The organism is Methanosarcina sp. 1.H.T.1A.1, assembly GCF_000979295.1.
Taxonomy (GTDB): domain Archaea; phylum Halobacteriota; class Methanosarcinia; order Methanosarcinales; family Methanosarcinaceae; genus Methanosarcina.
Window position 1 is genome coordinate 1 of sequence record NZ_JJQY01000151.1, and the last position, 23,874, is coordinate 23,874.

Consider the following 23,874-nt stretch of genomic DNA (forward strand, 5'->3'; position numbering starts at 1 on the left):
GACGGCATACGAGATAGGAGTCCGTCTCGTGGGCTCGGAGATGTGTATAAGAGACAGCAGTACAGGCATCGGTGAACCATCTCTCATGTTATGTTACTTTTGATAAGTTACAAATGCGGTGCTTCCTGGTTAATTGGTTGGTATTGCACAAAAATAACCAAAATGGCCTCTTCAGTTATGACCTCTTCAGTTATGACCTCTTCAGCTATGACCTCTTTAGTTATGACCTCTTCAGCTATTTCTTGCCATGCTCCCGGTTCAGCTTGAGCCCACCTGTATTAAAAGTGTACTTACTTCGTGAGTTTATTATAGTAAAATAATACGTCACTAATCTACACGCCTTTTACCTAAACTTAAATACCTTAAGTATTATCTCCTCAAAGATTGGCGTGATTTCTAAAAAGTTAATTGACCTTGGTGTGCTCGCACTCAGGCAGCGTAACTCCCGAGGAACCTTTAAACCCCATGTCTCAATCCGTTTCAGGGGCAATGAGGGAGATTTACGTACCTTTTCTATTGATACTACCCGGACTCCAGGAAAGTACCCCCAGCCCGATGCATATCTTATTACACATGCCCATTCCGATCATCACGGAAAATCAGCTATGCTCTCTCCGCGGGCAGTCTGTACGGAAAAAACAGCAGCTGCTCTTGAAATCAGGCACGACAAAAAATATTCGGGCAGCATGTGCAGGCTCGGGGATGAAATTGACATTGAGGGGGTCAGGGTAAGGACTTGCCCTACGGAACATACTGTTGGCGCCACGGCTTTTTACTGGGAAAACGATGTAGGGACAAGAATCCTGGTCACAGGGGATGTCAAGGATGCCAGCAAGCTTCCTCCCTGCGATGTCCTTATTACTGAAGCCAACTATGGGGACCCTGAAGACCCTTCCTGTCATTTTGCGGATGACCTTGACAGCATGAAATGCGCCCTTTTTGAGAGCGGCCCTGTTGCCTTCGGGGCATATGAGTTCGGAAAAGCCCAGCGTGCAGTTGAATTAATGAGAGGTTTCGGGTATGACGGCGCAATCCGGATGGAAGCAAGGACCAGGGCGCTTACGCGGAGCATGCTTGAGGATGCAGGAGAACTTGCAGGACTTGACTCCGGGGGCGAGGATGATGTTTTTGTGGTGGCTCCCTGGGACCTTAACAAGCTTCCGTGGAATGTAAAAAAGTACGTGCTGAGCTGCCGTGCTGATTATCCATATCCCATTATCAAAATAAGTGACCACCTCGATGCGTGCGGGCTTGAGGATATGGTCAGAAAACTCAACCCCGAGGTTACTATTGTTTACCACCCGGGAGGACACAGGCCTTCAAAATTTTCAAAACATTTAAATTCAATAGGGATCGATTCGATATCCATAGATCAGATAGGTAATGTTTTAAGCAATGAATTTATTTAAATCCATTAAATTCAGTCCTAATAATTTAATTCTAAAAATTTAAATATGATGATCTAAATCTGGTACTTTAATCTTATAACTCCGGTCTGACAAGTTTCAATTCAAATTTCAGACTCCAGTCTGCTAATCCAGTCTGCTAATCCAGCCTAATAATTTAAGTTCCAATCTAATAATTTAAGTCTACAGGGTCAAATTTAACTCTTATTTAACTATTAACTAATATCACCGAATCAAATATGATTATTGAAATCTATAATTCCATTTTTAATCATTTTAAACTTTTAATTAATACTACATTCCCAGGAAAGATAATTGCCGTTCAGGAGAGAATGCAGGTTGAGTAAACAAACCCCAAAGTCAAAGTCCAGAAAGGAACTCGTAAATGTTACCGAGGCTTCCGTAGAAAGTGTTCCAGCAAGTGTTGAGACTCCAGAAAAAAAGATCCTTGCCAAGCAAAAGACCCCTGAAGAAAAGCAGAAAGCTCACAGGGACGGAATTATAAAAACAATTGTTGCCTCAATACTTGGAATAATCGCCGGGGTTGTAATGTTCAGCCAGTATGGGGCGGGAGAAGACCGGATCTGGTATGCCATACTCATGATCATTATCGGAATCTCATATTATGTCCAGAAGCTTATTTATCCCTCGCTTCAGATAGATGTCAAGGAATTCAAGGCTAAGGACTGGTTTTACGTCGAGTTTATAGTTGTAGACTTCTTCCTCGTTACCTGGACGCTGCTCCTGAATTGAAATAACTCTTTTCCTGGGCTTCAAAAAAGGCTTTTCCCTTAAAAGAGAGCCTTTTTACCCCGGCTCTTTTGCTATCGGTTTTTACATTCATTTTTAATTATGCTCTTTACCACAATGGTATTTCTTACCACGATGGTATTTCATGCCTGCAGCATTCCAACGGTTCATATACCAGAGCAGGCATTTCATAACCGATAACTGCTGTATATGCTTGATTGCTTTATATGCGTTATAACCTCGATCATAATTATCGTTACTGATTTGTGTGATTACTGAGTTATTGCGACAATTAAGATGAAAAATTGCGGAAATGAACTGAAAACGAATTCAGAATGCCTGATGCCTGTCTGCTCTGGTTGTAGAAGGCGTCTCAGTATCGCGCTTGAATAACAAAGACAACTCACAAAACTGAACTCAGATACTAACTTAAACCAGATAACTATACCACATTACTTAATTCATACAACCGGGTTTACACGAATGAACCCATATTACTAAATTCATTTATACTTCAACCAATCAAAAAACGGAATTTCCGGGGACTATTATGAGAATAGCTATACTTAACAAAGATAGATGCCAGCCCAGAAGGTGCAGCAAGGAGTGCGAAAAGTACTGTCCCAGAGTCAGGACAGGAGACGAGACCATTGTTTTTGAGGCAGACGGAAAGCCGGTCATCTCCGAGGAACTCTGTGTGGGCTGCGGAATATGCATTAACAAATGTCCTTTCGATGCCATCATGATTATAGGGCTTCCTGAAGCCCTGAAGGAACCCACTCACAGGTACGGGACAAACGGTTTTGCCCTTTTCGGGCTTCCTGTGCCGAGGATAGGAAAGGTAACCGGTATTCTGGGTCCGAATGGGATAGGGAAGAGTACATCTGTCCAGATCCTTTCCGGAACCCTGATCCCCAATTTCGGGCAGGAAAAAGGAGATTGGGATACGGTACTCGAACACTATTCCGGCACGGCACTTCATGACTATTTCAAAGCCGTTGTGGACGGAAAGGTAAAGGTTTCCCAGAAGCCCCAGTACGTTGACCTGATCCCCAAAGCTTTCAAAGGCAAGACCTCCGAGCTCCTTGAAAAAACCGATGAAAGGGGGGTTATGGATGAGCTTGTCGATTATCTTGACCTGAGAGGCGTAGTCGAGCGAAAAATCTCGGAATTAAGCGGTGGGGAACTTCAGAGGGTTGCAATTGCAGCCTGTGCGGCAAGGGATGCCCAGTTCTATTTCTTTGACGAAATAAGCCCCTACCTCGATATCTACCAGAGGATTAACGTAGCCCGCCTTATCCAGGAAATTTCAAAGGATAGGGCAGTGCTTGTAGTCGAGCACGACCTTGCAGTCCTGGATATGCTCACAGACGTAATTCATATCGCCTATGGTGAACCTGCAGGGTTTGGTGTGATTACTCTTCCGAAAAGTGTGCGTGTCGGGATCAACCAGTACCTTAAAGGCTACCTTCCTGAAGAAAATATCAGGATCCGGCCGGAAGCTATCAAGTTCGAGGTCCATCCCCCAAGAGAGGACGCCCAGTTTAAGTCTGCGGTCTCCTTTAACAGCTTTTCAAAGAAGTACGGCGACGGCTTCTCTCTCAAAGCAACAGGCGGAAACCTGCGTGAAGGGGAAGTGCTCGGGATAGTTGGTCCTAACGGAATAGGAAAGTCAACTTTCGTAAAAGTCCTGGCAGGAGAAATCAAGCCAGAAGAAGGAGACCCCGGAATCGAGGTCAAAATCTCCTACAAGCCCCAGTACATTAAAGCAGATACTCCTGTGAGTGTTCAGGACTTCCTGAGAGGTATTTCTAAGCGGTTCGGGACCAGTTATTATGAGGTTGAGATCTCAAACCCACTTCAGCTTGAAAGGATCTATGACAGCCTGCTTACCGATCTCAGTGGTGGAGAACTGCAGAGGGTAGCGATTGCTGCCTGCCTATCCCAGGAAGCAGATCTCTATATCCTGGACGAGCCAAGTGCCCACCTTGATGTGGAGCAGCGTTCCATGGTCACCAGAGTCATAAACCGTTTTGCCGAAAACAACCAGAAGACAGCTATGGTCGTTGACCACGACATCTACATGATAGATCTGCTCAGCCAGCGCCTCCTTGTTTTTGAAGGCAAGCCCTCGGTCTATGGTGAGGCTCACGGCCCGTTCAGTATGGAAAGCGGCATGAACAGGTTCCTGAAAAACCTGAGCATTACCTTCCGCAGGGATGAAGAGACGAGGCGCCCCCGCGTAAACAACCTTGGCTCAAGGCTTGACCGGGAGCAGAAGGAAAGCGGAAACTATTATTATTCTGCAAAAGACTGATTCTGCAAAAGACTGATTCTGTAAAAGACTGAGTTTTTCCGGATTTTTCCACTGAATATTCTGAAAAGAATATCCTGAAAAACTCCGGGGTTCCCTTAAAAAGGGGGCCTCAACCTTTTGCAGGAAAGCAGTTTTTGGCACTGGTATCGTGGTTTCAAAATAGTTTTTTATCTTATGTGTGAGTTTCTGGTTTTCAATGAAGATAGAAAGTCTCGACCTGCCCGCTGAAGTAAAGCGCTTTTATGAAAACTCCGGGATTCTTGAACTATATCCTCCCCAGGCAGAGGCTGTTGAAAAGGGACTGCTTGAAGGGAAAAACCTGCTTGCTGCAATCCCTACGGCTTCGGGAAAGACTCTGCTTGCAGAGCTTGCAATGTTGAAGTCCGTGCTCGCAGGAGGAAAGGCACTCTATATCGTGCCCCTGAGAGCTCTGGCTTCCGAGAAGTTCAGGCGGTTTCAGGAGTTCTCAGAACTGGGAGTCAGGGTCGGGATCTCAACAGGGGACTATGATCGGCGGGATGAAGGAATAGGCATTAACGACATCATTGTAGCCACATCGGAAAAAACCGATTCCCTGCTCAGGAACGAGACTGCCTGGATGCAGGAGATCTCGGTTGTTGTGGCAGACGAAGTCCATCTTATCGATTCTGCGGACCGGGGGCCCACCCTTGAGGTCACTCTTGCAAAACTTCGGAAAATGAACCCTTCCTGCCAGATCCTTGCACTTTCGGCAACAGTCGGGAATGCCGATGAGCTTGCAGCCTGGCTTGATTCCGAACTTGTGGTGAGCGAATGGAGGCCCACCGAACTTATGGAAGGGGTACTGTTTAACGGGACTTTTTTCTGCAGGGACAGGGAAAAACCTGTTGAGCAGCCCACAAAAGATGAAGCCATAAACCTTGTGCTTGATACCCTAAAGGAAGGCGGGCAGTGCCTTGTTTTCGAAAGCAGCAGGAAAAACTGCATGGGCTTTGCAAAGAAAGCGACTTCTGCAGTTAAAAAGACTCTTTCCGCAGAAGACAGGAAAGCTCTTGCAGGGATTGCAGATGAGGTCCTGGAAAACAGTGAAACCGATACCTCCTCAGTTCTTGCAGCCTGCATTCGTTCAGGGACGGCATTTCACCACGCAGGCCTTACCTCCCCTCTGAGGGAGCTTGTAGAAGCCGGCTTTCGGGAAGGGCTCATAAAGCTTATCTCAAGTACTCCAACCCTTGCAGCAGGGCTGAACCTGCCTGCCAGGCGTGTAGTTATAAGGAGTTATCGGCGTTATTCTTCCGAAGCAGGCATGCAGCCTATCCCGGTGCTCGAATACAAGCAGATGGCAGGAAGGGCAGGAAGGCCGAGGCTTGATCCCTACGGAGAGGCTGTATTGCTTGCAAAAACATCCGAGGAATTGGTTTTCCTTTTTGAGAAATATATTGAAGCCGGAGCCGAGGATATCTGGTCCAAGCTTGGGACGGAAAACGCTCTCAGGACGCACGTGCTTTCAACTATCTCGAACGGATTTGCCCGGACAAGGGAAGAACTTATGGATTTTCTGGAGGCGACTTTTTTCGCTTTCCAGTACTCAAATTTCGGGCTTTCCACGGTTGTGGATGAATGCCTGAACTTTTTACGGCAGGAGGGAATGCTTGAGAAGGATTCCGATTCCCTTATTTCCACGAGTTTCGGAAAACTTGTTTCCAGGCTCTATATTGACCCCCTTTCCGCATCCCTTATTGCAAAGGGCTTAAGAGAAGCCGGAACTCTGACCGAACTTACTCTCCTGCACCTGGTCTGCAGTACGCCTGATATGCGCCTGATGTATATGCGGAGCCAGGATTACCAGGATATCAATGATTACGTAATGGCGCATGCAGAAGAGTTCTCAAAGGTTCCAAGCCCCTTCAATGTTGTCGAATATGAGTGGTTCCTGAGTGAGGTAAAGACCGCTCTCCTGCTGATGGACTGGATCCATGAAAAGCCTGAAAATGAGCTCTGTTTAAAATTCAACATAGGGGAAGGAGACATCCGTGCAACTGCAGACATTGCCGAGTGGATCATGCACGTGGCTGCCCAGCTTGCCAGACTCCTTGACCTGAAAGGGGCAAAAGAAGCGGCAGAACTTGAAAAACGGATCCATTACGGCGCAGGCCCTGAACTGATGGGGCTGCTAGACATCAGGAGCATCGGACGTGTAAGGGCAAGGAAACTTTATGAGGCAGGCTTCAAGTCCACAGCAGACCTTGCAGAGGCTTCTCCTGAACAGGTGGCTGCTCTTGTAGGGCCGAAGATTGCTGCAAGGATCTTCAAGCAGATCGGAAGAAGAGAGGCAGTGCCTGAGGCCCTTGATGCAAGATCTCTTGAAAAAGGTTCTCTCGATGGGCAGAAGACAATCAACGATTTTTGATCTTTTCCTATCTAGTTGATCTTTCTTTTTTTATTTTTCACTTATTGGTGTCCTGATTAATCGGTTTGTCTCTTCGGGAATCCCTGAGGAAATCTTTCAATTTTCTTCTTTCGCGCTGCACAGGGCTTAGGCCAGCCTGCCCGAAAGATAAAAGGTGACATACAAAACTAAGGGACCGAATTCTCACTTTTCAGCTCTTTTATCTCTGAGCCGGAGGTAAAATATTAAATGAGATCAGGGATTTAATGAGAGCAGATTATATCAGATTATATCATTTATACAAGGCTTATACCAAACTTATTGATCAATTTGGATCAGGTTTTACCAGGTAATCTCAGAGATGGTCACAATGTTATTCAAAAATTTGTCTGATGTTTCGGAAGCTGAAATGCAGAAATTACTTTCCCGGGGGTCCGGGCTTGCAGATGTTGGGAAAACTGTTTCCTCCGTACTTTCTGATGTGCGCACGAGGGGAGATTCCGCGCTCAGGGAATATACCGAAAAGTTTGATAAAGTTATACTTGCTGATTTTGAAGTAAGCGAGGAGGAATTTGATGAAGCCCTGTCAGGTATCGGTCCTGAGCTTATGGGACACCTTAAAACCGCAGCAGCAAATATCATGGCTTTCCACGAAGCCCAGATGCCTGAAACTACCTGGTTTATGGAACTTCAGCCCGGGGTTATTCTGGGGCAGAAGGCAACACCCCTCGAAAGTGTGGGTGCCTATGCTCCGGGGGGCCGGGCTTCCTATCCTTCAACAGTGCTGATGACAGTAATCCCTGCCAGGGTTGCGGGTGTCGGACAGGTTGTCGTATGCACTCCTCCGAGGGCTGACGGTTCTGTTCACCCTCTCACGCTTGCTGCTGCGAAAGTTGCAGGGGCAGATAAGGTCTTCAAGCTTGGAGGCGTGCAGGCAATAGGGGCAATGGCTTATGGAACCGAAACTGTCCCGAAGGTGGACAAAATCGTAGGTCCTGGTAACGTATTTGTGACAGCTGCCAAGATGCAGGTAAGGGATGTTGCCGAGATTGACTTTCCGGCGGGTCCCAGTGAAGTTCTTATTCTGGCAGACGATTCTGCCGATGCTGTCATGGTTGCCTCAGATATCATAGCCCAGGCAGAACACGACCCGAGTGCAGTTTCGGTGCTTGTGACCACTTCCGGGACTCTTGCAGAAGCTGTAAAAAAAGAGGTACTTGTTCAGGCTGAAAACACTGCAAGAATTGAGATTGTAAAAGCTTCTCTTGAAAATGCAGCAGTCCTGATTGCAGATTCTCTTGAGCAGGGCATTGACTTCAGCAATAAGTTTGCTCCTGAGCACCTGGAGATTATGGTGGAAGACTCCGATTTCGTACTTGACAGGATTAAAAATGCCGGATCGATTTTTATAGGGAACTATGCTCCTGTTCCGGTTGGAGATTATGCCTCCGGTACCAATCACGTGCTTCCCACGGCAGGATATGCCAGGATTTATTCCGGTCTGAATATCAACCACTTTCTTAAATATTCAAGTATCCAGAAAATCAGTAAGAGTGGGCTTGAAAGTCTGAAAGAAACTATAATCGCATTAGCTGAGGAAGAAGGTCTGCAGGCACATGCTGATGCTATTAGAACCCGTTTCGGGTACAAACCCTCTAAATAATATTTCTGCTAGTCGATATGTATATAAAATGTAAATGCGTAAACAAAATTTGATATTTAAATAAAAAAGATTTAATTCTTAAATAAGGAGAGTGGGGATTAATATGAAAATCAGAGTGGTTAGTTCACGGGAGGAAATTCCTACCCTAAACCCGAATGAAAAGGTTATCCACCTTGCTTTCAGGCCGTCTAACAGGGATGTATTCATGCTTGCCGAAACATGCCCTAAAATTGAAGCCATACAGCTTCCTAAATCCTACAGAAGGACTGTTTCAAAGTCAATAGAAATGTTCCTGGAAATGCAGAAGATAAACCTCCTTGAAGGGGATGTATGGGGACATCGGAAAGACATAAACGAATACTACAACGTTTCTCAGAATGTTATGGAGAAAATTCAGGAATTAAAAGCCGACCGGTTCTCCAATGAGATGATTGCCGAAAAGCTTTCGAGAGAAAGCAAGCTGAATTCGGACATGATACTTTATATCCTGAGCAAAAGAAACATGGAATTGTCCTGAAGTATGGGATTGTCCTTAAGCATGGATTCATCTGCCCTTTCAACCATAACTTTTCGGGGCAAATCGGTTTTTACTATGTACCCGTGAAAGATATTTTAACTGAAGGGGGCAGTCAACTTTTTAAGACACTGTCTTAAAAAGTTTTCCATATATTTCCAGACTTATTCTCAGAAGGAGTTTACGGGATGGAACTCTCAGCCGTAATAAACTTTTCTCTAATTTATCTATGTTTTTCTCAATTCTTTTCCTTATTCAAATACGTGCTCTTTTTCATCGAACCCACTTTTCGCAGATGTCCTTTCAATTTTCACAATTTTTCCTGCCAGCGTTTTTTCTGAAAACCGCCCTGATTGCTCAAACATGTGTTTTTGAAATATCCTACAATTTTCTACATTTTGCCTTCATTGAAAACTTCCGGCACCCATTTCCCGAAGCTTCAGTTGAGATAATAACTGCAGATTTCCTCATAATTCTCCAAAAAAGATCGCAAAAAAATGTTCTTTTTTTGAATACATCTGCGGAATATCGGATCGAAATGTAAAGGAGCTTATACTCTCCCCTTTAAATCATAAAACCTTAGCATGAAACACCTGAGTCTTTAGCTCAGGGGTAGTTGACTTTCTGTATAGCCATTATCTTTACTCTTTTTAAAACCATTTTAACAGACGGGTGAGACGGTTAAAGAGTTTCAGCTTAGATCAATTCCATAACACATTATTTATTTTCTATATTACTCTTTTTTTATATTTATACCAACAATTCAAAAAAAATCAAGCTTATTTTCAGACATTAAATCCTGCATTTTAGTTTATATATTTTTATTTTTGCTTTTACATGTAACTTTTTTTAAATATTTTATTGAGACACGAAACCTATTTTACAAGCATAACAGAGAAAAATATTTAAATATTGCCGTATAACTTATTTCATTAATTCTTAAACTTAACTAGGGTCTGGGGAATGGTATGAAAATAAGAGTTGTTAGTTCAAGAGATGAAATTCTCTCCTTAAACCCGAACGAAAAGGTAATTCACCTTGCGTTCAGGCCTTCAAATAAAGATATTTTCTTGCTTGTTGAAATCTGTCCGAGGCTTGAAATAGTCCAGCTTCCGAAATCATATCAAAAGACGATTTCGAAGTCTATGGAGATGTTTCTGGGAATGCAAAAGATCCAGCTGCTTGAAGGAGATGTCTGGGGGCACAGAAAGGACATAAACGAGTATTACACCGTCCCTCCTTCAGTAATGAGTAAAATAAGGAATATGAAAGCAGAAGGAATTCCAGACGAAAATATTTCCGAAAAAATAACGAAGGAAAGCAAGCTCAGCCCAAAGATGGTCCTTTATATCCTGAACAGAAAGCAGTTTGATTAACAAGCTCTATTGAAAGTGCAGCCAGAGTGTACCAGTAACACGGTGCAAGGAAATATCTGTATAAAAACATTTTTAAAAAACACATTATCTGGAAAATGTTTTCTCTAAAAAACAGAGGACGCCTGAAGGGCATCCCTATCAGATTCTATACTCTTTAACCTTTATAGAACAAAGCGTAAAACCCCTGGGTTTTTAGCCCGGGGGAAGTTCACGTTTTAGCCTTTACATTTTAGCCTTTACATTTCAGGCTTTATTTTTTGTGTGTTTTTCAGCTTATGCTCTTTATTATCCCGGTTATTTCAGACAAGTTCCCTGCTGAAATATTTGTCATAGGAAGCCATGTCAAAGTGACCATGCCCGCTCAGGTTAAAGAGAATGGTCTTTTCTTCCCCTGTCTGTTTGGCTGCGAGGGCTTCATCAATTGCACAGCGGATAGCGTGGGACGATTCAGGTGCAGGCACTATTCCTTCTGTCCTGGCAAACTGTACGGCTGCATCAAAAACATCGTATTGATCATATGAAACAGCTTCTATAAGCCCTTCGGCATAGAGTTTACTTATGATAGGAGAGTCGCCGTGGTAGCGGAGTCCTCCGGCATGGATAGCAGGAGGCATATGCTTGTGGCCGAGGGTGTACATCTTAAGGAGCGGGGTCATCTCGGCAGTGTCTCCGAAGTCGTACCTGTACTCTCCTTTTGTTAAGGAAGGGCAGGCTGAGGGTTCGACTGCGACAACTCTTGCGTTGTGTTTTCCTTCAAGCCTGTCTTTTATGAACTCAAGCCCGATTCCTCCTAGGTTGCTTCCTCCGCCGCAGCACCCGATAACCACATCAGGGTATTCTTCGACCTGTTCGAGCTGCTTTTTGCACTCTGCACCTATCACGGTCTGGTGGAGCACAACGTGGTTAAGCACACTTCCAAGGGAATACTTTGTGTTCTCGTGGGCTACTGCATCCTCTACAGCCTCACTGATTGCAATCCCGAGGCTTCCTGGGGTGTCAGGCTGCTCCTGCAGGATTTTTCTTCCGAACTCCGTATCCGGGCTTGGGGAAGGCACTACATTTCCTCCCCAGAGGGTCATAAGGGATTTTCTGTAAGGTTTCTGGTAGTAACTGGAACGGACCATATAGACTTTGCATTCGAGGTCGAAGTAATTGCAGGCAAGCGAAAGTGCACTTCCCCACTGCCCTGCTCCCGTCTCTGTTGTGAGCCTCTCGGTACCCTCTTTCATGTTATAGTAAGCCTGGGCAATGGAGGTATTTGTTTTGTGGCTGCCTGCAGGGCTAACTCCTTCGTACTTATAATAGATCTTTGCAGGGGTCTTGAGAACTTTCTCCAGCTGATGGGCTCTGAATAGGGGGCTTGGTCTCCAGAGCCTGTAAATATCAAGCACTTCCTCGGGAATTTCAATATACCGATCGCTGCTCATTTCCTGCCTGATCAGTTCCTTCGGGAAAATAGGCTCAAGAGCATCCGGGCTTATAGGCTGCCAGGTTCTGGGGTCAAGAGGTGGATCAATTGGAGTGGGAAGGTCGGAAAGGACATTGTACCATTTCTTCGGCATCTCATTTTCATCAAGGATAATCTTTGTCTGTTCCATGAAAATCTCCTTCACATTATTTCTGTACAAAATCGTACCTTGATGTATTTAAGCGTTATCTGTTTTGCATGTCTGAACTCCAAACTACACCTTTATACTTTAAGAATCTTAGAATCACCCTCGAAATTACGGAAACGAAAAAAAGAAAACGTGTGCCGGCTTTCCGCCGGTTGTTGTTTAAGGTTGTTGTTTACGGTTGTTGTTTACGGTTTTCATCTCAATTTTCCGGCAAGTTTCACTGCAACTTTTGCAACCTCTGATGCATCCGGACCGAGAAGCCTGACCATAGGTTCTTTTCCCATTCCTCCTTCATCATAGATTACTTCAGGCATTCCTCCGTATTCTTTAATTGCTTCAGAAGTGCCCCAGTCCATGGTACTGACCTCTTCAGGCTCTTTAGATCTATCAAAAGAGGAAATCTCAAGCCCCATTTCCCTGCAGGCTTCAAGGATTTCTTCTGAATATTTTACATTCATGGCAGCTCTGATGTCAGGATTCTCTCGAAGAGCTGCAAAAACGACCCTTGCTACGTGCCTGCTGGCTCCAAAGTCAACACATCCAACAGGATTTGCCCTTCCTCTGTACCTCACTATCCTGCCGTCCACAGCCGCAATGTCCTCATAATTTCGGGCACCCGGAATTGCCTTTCCTATGTTACAGCCAACCTCAGGAATGAGCTTTGCAAACTCAGGGCTGTCTGCAAGTATTGATACCGCTTCTTTTACATCCTTCAGGGCAAGGTAGCGCTCTTTTTCCTCAAGGGTCTTTCCGAGGGGGTTTACAGGGTCTGCTCCTCTGCCCGCAGGCAGGCTCCTCTGGATTGCCTGTTCCACGAATTTCTTTGCCTTCCTGGCAGCGGTTTCCAGACTATTCCCATAGGCAAGGCAGGCAGTCATCGATGCAGAGTAGGTGCAGCCCGAGCCGTGGGTTCCTCCTCTGACAAAAGTTCCAGGAACGCGGGTAAAGGTGCCGGAAACGGATTCATAGAGAAGGTCAGTCGCATCAAGGTGCCCTCCTGTAACAATAACGGCTTCAACTCCAAGGTCTGCAATTTTTCTTGCCGCAAGTTTTGCATCTTCATGGGTTTTGACAGGAATTCCTGCAATTGCGCCTGCCTCAGAGGCGTTTGGAGTCGTAACCTTACAGAGGGGCAGCAGTTCTTCGATAAGGACTGAAAGAGCTTCTTTTCGCAGGAGGTCTCCTCCGGCTTCAGCAGCCATGACAGGGTCAATCACCAGGGAAAGCCTGTGCTTTTTTACCTGCTTTGCAACCTCCTTTACGATTTCCGATGAGGCAAGCATTCCGGTCTTTACCCATTTAATATTCATATCCGTACAGACAGCTTCGATCTGGCTTGCAACAGCTTCAGGGGCAAGGTCAAATGTCTTAAGAACTCCTGTTGTATTCTGGGCAGTTACGGAAGTTATGGCACAGGTACCGTGAACTCCAAATGCGGCAAAGGTCTTCAGGTCAGCAGCAATTCCGGCTCCACCTCCTGAATCCGAGCCTGCAATCGTCATCACAATAGGGGTTTTGGATAAGGGATTTCCTGTCATTATACTCCTCTTTTTTTATATTCTCTTTATATGTTTAATATACTGGCATATACTGACTTTTTCCAGAATGACTTTTTCCAGAGCTTGCTTTTCTGTTTCTCGGGCAAAGGAATTTTTATTTTATTCTATGGAGTGATCTGTATAATTCTGCAGAGATTTCTATACTGCAGATACTTCCGGGCAGCTGGCTTTTGAAGAAACCGTCTTTCGAAAAACTGGATTACATAATGTTTCTGTAAGCTTATGAAGGACTGTTTTTTACAGGTTTTATTTTCTGCAAACTTTTTAAATCATTTCTGAAAGCGTTGAGTGAATGTGTTTTAGTAATATTGTATTTTTCCCCTGAAAAGAGTATTTTTCTTATATTTTGGGTTCTTTTATATATTGGAACCTGAAAAGGATATATTGCTTCGATACATTTATATATTGTATTTGCGACTTTGATGCAAATAATCAAATACTTAAGCGCGGCGATCAGTTTAAGTCTGGATTAACTATTTATATTGATATAGATAATGAATTGATTTATAATGTTTTAAGGGGATTGTAAGGATGGCAAACCGACCTCTGGATATTTTGAACAACGCACTGGACACACCTGTAATTGTTAGATTGAAAGGCGCACGTGAGTTTAGGGGCGAGCTGAAAGGATACGATATTCACATGAACCTCGTGCTTGACAACGCTGAAGAATTAAGAGAAGGAGAAGTCGTAAGTAAATTCAGCAGTGTCGTTATTCGCGGTGACAACGTGGTATACGTATCTCCGTAATCTATATCAAGCACTTCATCTATTAACGTTAAACCTCGGTGAGCAGCAGAATCTGTATGACTGAGAATTAATTCCAAAAAACAAAATTGCTTCGAATTATCGAATATTACACACTAATAAGTTGATTTTTATAAGGAGATATAGGAATGAGTAAAGGCACGGCATCAATGGGAAAAAGACAGAAGCGCACTCACGCCAAATGCAGAAGATGCGGCAGCGTTTCATTAAACATACATACAAAAGAGTGTACTTCATGCGGTTTCGGAAAAACAACCCGCATGAGATCTTACAAATGGCAGGCAAAGTGCAAGTATTAAACTTTCCTGCTCAATTTTCTTTATTTTTTACCTGCACCGGAGGTTAAGATTGAAAGAAGAATGCGGGGTTGCAGGCATAATCCTCCCTGACGACAGGCCTCAGTCAAATGCTGTCGCATTCAAGCTTTATTACGCTCTGTATGCCCTCCAGCATAGAGGACAGGAGTCCACAGGCATAATGGTTCATGACGGTACGTCTCCTAAGTCCATCAAGGGCATGGGGCTTGTGCCTGATGTGTACAACAAGGAATCCCTGGGGCGTCTCATAGGGAACGCAGGAGTCGGGCATGTCCGTTACTCCACGACTGGCGGGTCAAAGATTGAAAACTGTCAGCCTTTTATCCTGAACTTCAAGGGTGGAACCGTTGCCATTGCCCATAATGGGAATCTGGTTAATGCCAGAGAACTTAAGGATGAGCTGGAAAACGAAGGCCGGATTTTTATAAGCGACTCCGATACTGAGGTTATCGGTCACCTGCTTGTGAAAGAACTGATAAAACATGACCCTATCGAGTCTATCAGGACCGTAATGCGCAAGCTTGTTGGCTCTTATTCCCTTGTTATCTTCATTAACGGCATTGTGTATGCTGTCAGGGACTCCTTCGGTTTCAAACCTCTCTGTTTTGGAGAAGTTGACGGCGGATACGGAGTTTTTTCGGAGAGCGTGGCCATCGACACTCTGAACGGCACTCTTATTAGAGACGTCAGACCAGGCGAGGTTATGGTCTTCACGGGTTCAGGCTTTGAGAGCCACCAGCTCACAAGCGAGCCCCATCCTGCACATTGCGTTTTCGAGTTCATTTACTTTGCAAGGCCCGATTCCGTCATAGATGGCAAACTCGTCTACAAGGTCCGGGAAAGAATCGGAAGGGAGCTTGCCCGCGAGCATAATGTAGACGCAGATATAGTTTCTCCTGTCCCTGACTCGGGAATCACGTCTGCAATCGGCTATGCAAGGGAATCCAAAATCATGTACCTGGAAGGTCTTATGAAGAACCGCTACATAGGGCGCACATTTATTCTTCCGGGACAGGACCTGCGTGAAACTGCAGTCAGGCTCAAGATGAACGCCATTCAGGATAACATCAAAGGCAAGCGTGTAGTCCTGGTTGACGACAGTATTGTCCGCGGCACGACTTCCAGGCGTATCATAGATATGGTCAGGAAGGCGGGAGCTTCAGAAGTCCATGCAAGGGTCGGAAGTCCGGCAATTATTGCCCCCTGCTATTTAGGGATCGATATGGCAACCAGGCAGGAACTTATCGCCTCGTACAAGACTACAAAAGAGGTTGAAGGGCTTATAAATGCTGATTCTCTCGGTTATCTCAGCATTGAAGGGCTTATGAGAGCTCTTGAGTGCGATAAGAATGACATGTGCGTTGGATGCCTTACAGGTGAATATCCTGTAGAAATCCCGGGTGAGATCTGCAGAAAAAAACAGACCCGTCTGGACGATTTCAGTAAGGTTAAAAGCTCTTCTCAGTCAGTCTCTTCAGGCAGCCCTTAAGGGACTTTCTTCTTTTTCTTTTCTTATTTTTTTTGTTCTCATTTGTTTTTTCTTTCTGGATGTTCTGCGCTACTTTTCGGTTCGATCCTGTATTTTAACTCGTCCTGGTCCCCTATCCTTATTCTATCTTTAAAATCGTCATATTTACTGTCCTGTGTCCTGGGCCGTCCATCTCGGCAAAAAAGATGCTCTGCCAGGTGCCGAGTTCCAGTTTTCCCTGTACAATTGGCAGGGCTTCGCTTGCTCCGAGCAGCACGGCTTTGAGATGGGCATCAGCATTATTGTCTATGCGGTCGTGCCTGTACCCGGCCCCAGAAGGAACAAGTCTGTCCAGCAGATTCAGGACATCTTCCCTGAGCCCGCTTTCATTTTCATTAATTATAATGCCTGCAGTCGTATGCCTGGTACTGATGAGGCATATGCCTTCCTGTATTCCGCTTATCCTGACCTCTTCCTGTACTTCGGAGGTAATGTCTATCAGCTCTATGCGCCTTGAAGTTTCAATGTTGAGTTTCAAGTCCTTCCCTCTGAACTTTATGCGGTCTGCTGTATTTTTTGCCTGAAAATCTTTTTGACTGAATAATACCTTCGCCTCAGGCCTTTTATCTTTATGGTCTCATTTTATCTATCTGTTTTTCCGGATTTTGCCGCTTCTCAGGTTTATATCTTGTTTTGTACCTTATATACAGGTCCTTTTATAGAGGATAAATAATTCATTAGTTGCGGGAAAAGAAGGTTAGAAGGCAGAAGTCCAGACTCATGGTTTTTAAGTCTGGAATACTTTGTTGGCAATCCCTGGTTAATTAGATTATATTGTTTCAAATGCTCGACAGCGGCACCTGCCGCTTTTTACCTGTGTGCCACACAGGGTTGTAGTTGGACTGCTGCCGGGTAGAAAAGAATATCCTAACTTATATTATCAGTAAGAGAAACCAAATATTATAAAAAAAATACTCTATCCGGGCTGAGAAATATTTCCCTTGACCCGGAAACCGCTTTTTCAAACTACTTCCCTAAAAGATCTTTTCAAACTCCCTGTTCCAGAGGTTTGTTCAAAGATCCTGTTTTCAGAATTGTATTGAGGTAGAGTCTTGCCCAGACAAAGGTTATTCCGGCTCCGATTCCGTTCCCTACGACAATCCCCCACCAGGCACCTACCTGGCCCATATCCAGATTGAAGGCGAAAAAGGCTGCAAAGATCGGGGTAAATACTATGGTTCTCAGGAGGTTTGCGGTAAGCGCGCTCATGCCTTTTCCTGCACCCTGGAAGAAAGATGTCGAGAGCATTCCGAGAGAAACTGACGGATAGAAGATACAGATCACACGCAGGAAGTGGGTGAGGTCTGGCGCTATATGGGCGGCTTCTGCTGTCTGCGTGAAAATTGCTGCAATCTGCGGGGCAAAAATAAAAGTAAATACAGCAACCACACTTTCGATAAGGAGGCCCAGTTTTATTGCATAGGTATGGGCAATTTCTGCTTTTTCAAAGTCCTTTGCTCCGAAAGCGGCTCCTGAAACCGAAACTACAGCTGTTGCAATCCCTATAAGGGGGGCAATCGCAATTGTTGCAATCCGCCAGCCAGTAGAGTAGACAGCAACTCCGTCGGTATTGCTTACGTTTACAATAATAAGGTTGAGTACAAGCATGGATAATGACATAGAAAGCTGCTGGGCGGAGGCGGGGATTGTAATCCTGAAGATGTCATTTACAATATTTCTTTCAAAGCTGAAGTCTTTAAAATCGAAGGAAACGAAAGTATCCTTCCTGAAAAATAGCCAGTTCAGCATCATAACCGAAGAGACTGCAAGAGATAGCAGGGTCGCCCAGGCTGCGCCCGCAATTCCCATTTTAAAGGTGTATATGAAAATAGGGTCAAGGATAATATTCAGGACTGCGCCAAAGATCATTGCCTGCATTGCGCGCTTTGAATCCCCTTCGGCTCTCAGGATGGAGTTAGCTACATTCGTAAAAAAAACTACTAAGCTCCCGAGGAATATCACCCTTGCGTAAGCTACTGCGAGATCGGTTGTTTTTCCTGCTCCTGCCAGAGTGAAGATCTGAGGGGCAAAAACATAGAAGGGTATGGTAAATATCAGAACGAGAAGCAGCATCATTATAATCGTATGTACGGCTACGTTGTCTGCTCCTGCTTTATCCCGTGCTCCTATCTTTCGGGAGATGGCTGCTCCTCCCCCTATACCCAGCCCGTTGGATAAAGCCATGCTTATGAAAAAGAAAGGAAATACGAAGCCCATTGCAGCAAGCGCATCCGCTCCAAGCCCTGAAACCCAGAAAGTATCTACCAGCTGGTAAATGGTCTGGACGGACATCGCAACAATCATCGGGACCGCAAGTTTGATAATGGCTTTTTTTGGGTCTCCTTCAAGGATCTTTACGCCGCGTGTTTCCGGACTTTTTTCAGGATTGACGGGATTTGAATTTACGACTGCTCTGGTTTTCATTTAGTGATCTTCCTTTTAATACGTCTTTTTCCCTTTTCCTCTTTTTCAGGAATGGAATCTTTTTCAGGAGCTCAGGGGACTCAGACCAAACATTAAATGAACGTGTATTTTATCCCGTAACCTGCAGAATTAAGTTCCTTCAATGTTTCATTCAGGGAGAAAAGAAATTCGTTTCTAAGCCTTTCGGTCAGCTGCTCCGGACCAATGCACCTGAAATATGCCGGAGTTCCTTCGATGACTTCCACATACTTCTTTTTTGACATTCTCTCCAGCGTAGCATAAATCTTTGGCCTGGGAACGTGCGTAAATTCATGGATTTCCCTTGCTGTCGCCTCGCCCATGCTGAGGAGTCCCAAATAGATCTTCGCCTCGTTTTCTGTGAATCCGAGTTTCTTGAGTTTGCCTATGAGCTCCGTGTACATTGCAGATCTCAGTATCCAGTATCGTTTCCCAGGGCCCGGGGCTTTTCCCTTTCAGGTACTTCCATCCAGTTTCTTCAGTGTGCCAAGCATTGTCTCCAGGCTTTCCTTGTAGGCTGCAATATCTTCTTCAGCAAGCCTGTTAAGGACCTCAGATACACTTTTTTCAAGTTCCTCTGTGAACCAGTCCCTGTAGGCCTTTCCTTTTTCCGTAAGTGAAACCAGGGTCTTTCTCCGGTCCCCGGGGTCTCCCTTCCTGAAGACAAGCTCTTCTCTTTCCAGAGCATCGATCATGCTGGTCAGGCTCCCTTTCTGAAGGTCCAGGCATTTTCCAAGAGTCGTAGGCATTATCTCACCTACTGAACCTATAATCAGGATAGCCTTATTCTGATTCTTGTTAAGATTGTATGGGCTATTTCCTGCCTGGTGAAAAGTTTTGGCAAAATTTTTATGGAAGAGATGGATCATCTCAAACTGAAGTTTTACCGTCTCTTTTATTATTTCTTCTTTCATTGGTTATCACAGTGAGGCGCTTTTTTCCAGTCCTGATCCGGATGATAAAGCCAGGGATAGTAGCCAGGGATCTGTTTGTGAGGCGTTTTTGATCCAGAAGATCTGTTTTGCGAGGCGTGCTTGATTCAATCTTCGGACTGGTTTCTGGCGGGTGTTTTCCCGATCTTATCGGGTTTGACTTTTTTGTTGGGTTTACCGAAGCTTATCGGGTTTGACTGGGTTTTAATTTCTATCTTATCATCCGAATCATGACTGTATTAAATCTTACTATTTACTTTTCTTACTGTTCGATTTCAAACTAAATACCGAATAGGTTTTATTTATATTTTATGATCTGATAATCGAAAATATCTGCAAGTATAAGGCATCCTGGTGTAATCAACATTTTTCCCCGGGTTTTGTAGCATGGATCATACGTCTCAGGTAGAACTGAGCCCACACAAAAGTGATCAAAGACCCGATAACCGTACCCGCAACCAGCCCCCACCACACACCAAGCAGCCCCCAGCCGAATTCATAGGCAAAGAGCAAGGCAAAGAGGGGAGTCATTATAAGGCTCCGGAGAAGAGTTGCAATAAGGGCGCTTGTGCCTTTTCCTGCCCCCTGGAAAAGAGATGCAGAGAGTATTCCGAAGGCAACCGCCGGATAGAATACGGTCATAATTTTCAGGAGCCTTGTTAGTTCAGGGGCGATACGGGCGGCAGTTTCGGCCTGGGTAAAAATGGCTGCAATCTGCGGGGCAAATGCGAATACAGCAATGCCTATGGCGGCTTCTACCAGAAAGCCTATTTCTGTTGCATAAATAAGGGCTTGCCGGGCTTTTTTAAAGTTAAGTTCTCCGAAGGCAGCCCCGCTAATCGAGACCACGGAGATTGAAATTCCAATTAAAGGAGCAACCGCAATGCTTGCGACTCTCCAACCTGTGGCGTAGATTGCAACCCCATCGGTGCTGCTGACATTGACAATTATAAGGTTCATGAGGAGAGCGGTCATCGCCAGGGCGACCTGCTCTACTGATGAAGGAATGCCCACCCTGAAGATGTCCCGGACAATGGCTCTGTCGAATTTGAAGGAATGGAACCTGAAAGTCACATAGGTGTCCTTTTTGACAAAAAACCAGTAGAACATCAGCAGACCCGAGCTAGCAAAAGAAATCACAGTCGCAAGAGCAGCCCCTGCAACCCCAAGCCCCAGGGTATAGATAAAAACAGGGTCAAGCACTATGTTCAGGCCGGACCCCAGGATCATGGACTGCATGGCTCGCTTTGAGTCCCCTTCGCTCCTGAGAATGGAGTTTGCAACGTTCGTAAAAAAGAACACAAAACTGCCTGCAAAGATAACCCGGGCATATGAAACCCCTAATCCGGTTGTATCTCCGGCTCCACTGTACACAAAGAGGTCTTTTACAAAGGCAAGGGCGAGCACGGTAAGGGCAACTGTGAGGATGAACATTATCACGAAGGTATGCACTGCAACGTTATCCACGCCTGCCTTGTCCCTTGCACCTATCCGCCGGGAAACCGCAGCTCCTCCCCCAACTCCAAGCCCGCTTGTAAGCGCCATCTGAATAACGAAAAAAGGAAAGGCAAACCCCACCGCAGCAAGGGCATCTGCACCAAGACCTGCAACCCAGAAAGTATCGGTCAGGCTGTAGATGGTCTGTACGGACATTGCAACTATAATAGGAATTGAGAGCTTGACCACGGCTTTTTTAGGGTCTCCGAGGAGGACATCCACCCCTTCCGTAACTTTTTGAGTTGGGAGGACTTCTGTTTTTTCCTTCTCATCCCTGCTTTCCTTTGCCTCTTTCTCTCCGGTGTTCCCTTTTTCTTCTACCGTTTCCCTGCTCATTTTTCCCGCCGTTTTTGGACTCACACATTTTTCATAAAACCTCAACAGGAAGCCCCTGAGTCTTTAGCTCAGGGGTAGTTGACTCTATCACATATTTTTTATCCTATTCTTCTTTGATCTCTCTGCCTTTAACATTTTCTTATTTGCGGTGAAAAGTTTTTTATTTACTTCCCAGATGCAGGGATAAATTTATAACCTGAGGACAAAATTTTGTGGATCAGAAGAATTAAAATCAATTAATTGGCTTGATAACTGTTTAATATCGATTTCTCGGGATAATGGGTCAAGATCTTTATATATGAAAAAGTAATTTTCAGCACCATGCATTATTATAAAATAATATTTACTTTAGATTAATTTAATAATAAGCTGAAAATCAAAAGATAGAGACGAATTTTAAATGAAAACGGGAAATTAGCGAGTTAAAAATTCTGCAAATTCAATTCCTTTTCACTCTTTTTGGGCAAAGTAAAATCATGATTTGTTGCCACAGGATTCAGGTACCTGTAACTTTTCATCCTAAATAATACTTTTTGCCTAAAATTCCCGGAACAAATAGGAGATAGATTATGTTTTCAAAACCCGATTTCAGGGGAATAGTAAATTCTATGGGTCTTGTCTTTGGAGATATCGGGACAAGTCCCATCTATACCCTTACAGTTATATTCCTTCTCACAAGACCTACGGAAATTCACGTAATAGGAGTTTTATCTTTAATCATCTGGACACTTATTATACTGGTGACTATGGAATATGCCTGGCTTGCTATGAGCCTGGGAAAAAAAGGAGAAGGAGGCACTATAGTCTTAAAAGAGATCCTTCTTCCCCTGCTGAAATCAAGTAGAAATGTTTCTTTAATTACGATATTGGCCTATATTGGGACTTCGTTCCTTCTCGGAGACGGAGTAATTACGCCTGCAATAAGCATACTGAGTGCTGTCGAAGGGATACGCATTATTTCCGGATTTGAAAATACAGGACAGGGAACTCTTATGTTAATTGCCAGCTTGATTGCAATAGGCCTTTTTTCCTTCCAGAATAAAGGATCTGAAAAAATTGCATGGGCATTTGGACCAATAATGGTTGTCTGGTTTTTAGCTCTTGCAGTTTCAGGCATTGCCTCAATATTTTATACCCCGGCTGTATTAAAGGCTATAAATCCGTATTATGCTATTGACTTTCTCTCACATAACGGGCTTGTAGGCTTCTTTGTATTATCTGAAGTTACTCTTTGTTGTACCGGTGGAGAGGCATTATATGCCGATATGGGCCATCTTGGGAGAGAGCCTATCTTAAAAGCCTGGAAGTTGATATTTTTCGCATTGGTTTTTAATTATCTTGGGCAGGGAGCATTCCTTATTAGAAATCCTGATTCTAAAAATGTTTTATTTGAGATGATCAATCATCAGGCACATATTATATTTATTCCATTCCTTATCCTGAGCATCATAGCTACGATTATTGCCTCTCAGGCTATGATTAGCGGTGTGTTCTCAATAGTTTATCAGGGAATAACGACCCGAATAATGCCAATGTTAAAAATAGATTATACATCCGGGGAATTAAAGTCACAGATATATATAAGTGCGATAAATTGGATGCTCCTTATTTCCGTATTATGCATGATATTTGTGTTTAAAGAATCGAGCAAACTTGCGGCTGCATATGGACTGGCAGTTACCGGGACCATGACGATTACGGGTATGTTGATGACTTCGATATTTTATCACAAAAAACAGACGTCAAAGGTTATTATTTCGCTATTTATAACATTCATCGACATAGTATTCCTCCTCTCAAATACCTATAAAATACCGCATGGAGGTTACTGGTCCGTTATTATAGCAGCTGTTGTCTTTGCTCTTATAGTTATATACACTTCCGGGCAAAAAAGGCTTTATGAACTGATGAAGCCCGCTAAATTTGAGGATTTCCTTGGAAAATATAATAAGGTATATACCACCGAAAATAAAATCAGTGGAACTGCCCTTTTCTTTTCACGAGACATAAACAGAATCCCTCAATACATTTCCCACGTAATGTTCAGGAATAACATTATTTATGAAAATAACATTTTTATTTCAATTATTAAGTCAGACAGTCCATTTGGAGTCGAGAGCTCGTTCACAAAAGAATTGGCAAAAGGATTGAGGTTATTTGAAATAAAGATGGGTTACATGGAAATTATTGATGTGGAACAAATTCTGAAAGACAATGGAGTTACTGAAAAAACAATTTTTTACGGAATCGAAGACATATTTACCAGTAATTTAATATGGAGAACCTTTTCCGTAATAAAGAAACTATCCCCTTCGTTTGTCCAGTTCTACAGGCTTCCTGCTGATGAGCTTCATGGAGTTATGACAAGGTTTGAAATGTGAACCTAAGAAGGTAGCTTAAGAAGACAGCTTAAGAAGGTGGCTTCACTGAAGCCCCTTAATTATTGGATTTGAGCATAATCAGGATATACAGGCCGGAAAGGAAT

The 23,874-nt window shown here is 44.2% G+C and carries 18 protein-coding genes; 11 read left to right on the forward strand and 7 right to left on the reverse strand.

All coding sequences use genetic code 11. From position 1 onward, the window contains the following. The first annotated feature begins 389 nt into the window (after positions 1-389). From EO95_RS15760 to EO95_RS15790, 7 genes are all read left to right on the forward strand, one after another. Positions 390-1,409 carry an MBL fold metallo-hydrolase gene (locus EO95_RS15760; RefSeq protein WP_048136323.1) on the forward strand — a complete coding sequence of 340 codons (1,020 nt, stop codon included), beginning with the start codon at positions 390-392 and terminating at the stop codon, positions 1,407-1,409. 336 nt (positions 1,410-1,745) lie between these two features. Beyond that, positions 1,746-2,159, forward strand: a complete 414-nt coding sequence (locus EO95_RS15765; protein ID WP_048136326.1) for a hypothetical protein — start codon at positions 1,746-1,748, stop codon at positions 2,157-2,159. A gap of 547 nt (positions 2,160-2,706) precedes the next feature. Continuing rightward, on the forward strand, positions 2,707-4,473 hold the full coding sequence (locus tag EO95_RS15770) for a ribosome biogenesis/translation initiation ATPase RLI (protein WP_048136327.1): 1,767 nt from the start codon (positions 2,707-2,709) through the stop codon (positions 4,471-4,473). A 196-nt stretch (positions 4,474-4,669) separates the two neighbouring features. Further along, on the forward strand, positions 4,670-6,862 hold the full coding sequence (locus tag EO95_RS15775; RefSeq protein ID WP_048136331.1) for an ATP-dependent DNA helicase: 2,193 nt from the start codon (positions 4,670-4,672) through the stop codon (positions 6,860-6,862). Between the two features lie 340 nt (positions 6,863-7,202). Further along, positions 7,203-8,504 carry a histidinol dehydrogenase gene (gene hisD / locus EO95_RS15780; RefSeq protein ID WP_048136333.1) on the forward strand — a complete coding sequence of 434 codons (1,302 nt, stop codon included), beginning with the start codon at positions 7,203-7,205 and terminating at the stop codon, positions 8,502-8,504. A 103-nt stretch (positions 8,505-8,607) separates the two neighbouring features. Then, positions 8,608-9,021, forward strand: a complete 414-nt coding sequence (locus EO95_RS15785) for a DUF1699 family protein (RefSeq protein WP_048136335.1) — start codon at positions 8,608-8,610, stop codon at positions 9,019-9,021. 965 nt (positions 9,022-9,986) lie between these two features. After that, complete coding sequence (locus EO95_RS15790) at positions 9,987-10,394, forward strand: DUF1699 family protein (RefSeq protein ID WP_048136337.1); 408 nt, start codon at positions 9,987-9,989, stop codon at positions 10,392-10,394. Between the two features lie 299 nt (positions 10,395-10,693). Here the strand turns inward: EO95_RS15790 and EO95_RS15795 are convergent, their stop codons facing one another. After that, positions 10,694-11,992: a TrpB-like pyridoxal phosphate-dependent enzyme gene (locus tag EO95_RS15795; protein WP_048136339.1), complete on the reverse strand. Its 1,299-nt coding sequence runs from the start codon at positions 11,990-11,992 to the stop codon at positions 10,694-10,696. Between the two features lie 212 nt (positions 11,993-12,204). Then, a complete protein-coding gene (gene thiD, locus EO95_RS15800; RefSeq protein WP_048136341.1) occupies positions 12,205-13,548 on the reverse strand; it encodes a bifunctional hydroxymethylpyrimidine kinase/phosphomethylpyrimidine kinase in 1,344 nt (447 codons plus the stop codon). 552 nt (positions 13,549-14,100) lie between these two features. Between thiD and EO95_RS15805 the strand changes: the two genes are divergently transcribed. From EO95_RS15805 to purF, 3 genes are all read left to right on the forward strand, one after another. Next, positions 14,101-14,319, forward strand: coding sequence for an LSm family protein (locus EO95_RS15805; protein WP_011032293.1), 219 nt, complete (start codon positions 14,101-14,103; stop codon positions 14,317-14,319). Between the two features lie 146 nt (positions 14,320-14,465). After that, complete coding sequence (locus tag EO95_RS17280) at positions 14,466-14,636, forward strand: 50S ribosomal protein L37e (protein ID WP_082098527.1); 171 nt, start codon at positions 14,466-14,468, stop codon at positions 14,634-14,636. 49 nt (positions 14,637-14,685) lie between these two features. Beyond that, entirely contained in the window at positions 14,686-16,143 is a 1,458-nt protein-coding gene (gene purF, locus EO95_RS15810) for an amidophosphoribosyltransferase (protein ID WP_048136343.1), read from the forward strand. A 118-nt stretch (positions 16,144-16,261) separates the two neighbouring features. On the opposite strand, the gene EO95_RS15815 is transcribed toward purF, so the two are convergent. The 5 genes from EO95_RS15815 to EO95_RS15835 all read right to left on the reverse strand — a co-directional run bounded on the left by EO95_RS15815 (position 16,262) and on the right by EO95_RS15835 (position 21,389). Continuing rightward, positions 16,262-16,660, reverse strand: coding sequence for a secondary thiamine-phosphate synthase enzyme YjbQ (locus EO95_RS15815; RefSeq protein ID WP_048136345.1), 399 nt, complete (start codon positions 16,658-16,660; stop codon positions 16,262-16,264). Between the two features lie 509 nt (positions 16,661-17,169). Further along, the gene (locus tag EO95_RS15820) at positions 17,170-18,606 is read right to left on the reverse strand and encodes an MATE family efflux transporter (RefSeq protein WP_048136348.1); all 1,437 of its coding nucleotides are present in this window, start codon (positions 18,604-18,606) and stop codon (positions 17,170-17,172) included. 92 nt (positions 18,607-18,698) lie between these two features. Further along, on the reverse strand, positions 18,699-19,028 hold the full coding sequence (locus tag EO95_RS15825; protein WP_048136350.1) for a TrmB family transcriptional regulator: 330 nt from the start codon (positions 19,026-19,028) through the stop codon (positions 18,699-18,701). A 51-nt stretch (positions 19,029-19,079) separates the two neighbouring features. Continuing rightward, a complete protein-coding gene (locus EO95_RS15830; RefSeq protein ID WP_048136352.1) occupies positions 19,080-19,538 on the reverse strand; it encodes a MarR family winged helix-turn-helix transcriptional regulator in 459 nt (152 codons plus the stop codon). Positions 19,539-19,916: 378 nt separating this feature from the next. Further along, positions 19,917-21,389, reverse strand: coding sequence for an MATE family efflux transporter (locus EO95_RS15835; RefSeq protein WP_048136367.1), 1,473 nt, complete (start codon positions 21,387-21,389; stop codon positions 19,917-19,919). Between the two features lie 569 nt (positions 21,390-21,958). Between EO95_RS15835 and EO95_RS15840 the strand changes: the two genes are divergently transcribed. Next, positions 21,959-23,770 carry a KUP/HAK/KT family potassium transporter gene (locus tag EO95_RS15840; protein ID WP_048136354.1) on the forward strand — a complete coding sequence of 604 codons (1,812 nt, stop codon included), beginning with the start codon at positions 21,959-21,961 and terminating at the stop codon, positions 23,768-23,770. Positions 23,771-23,874 lie beyond the last annotated feature (104 nt).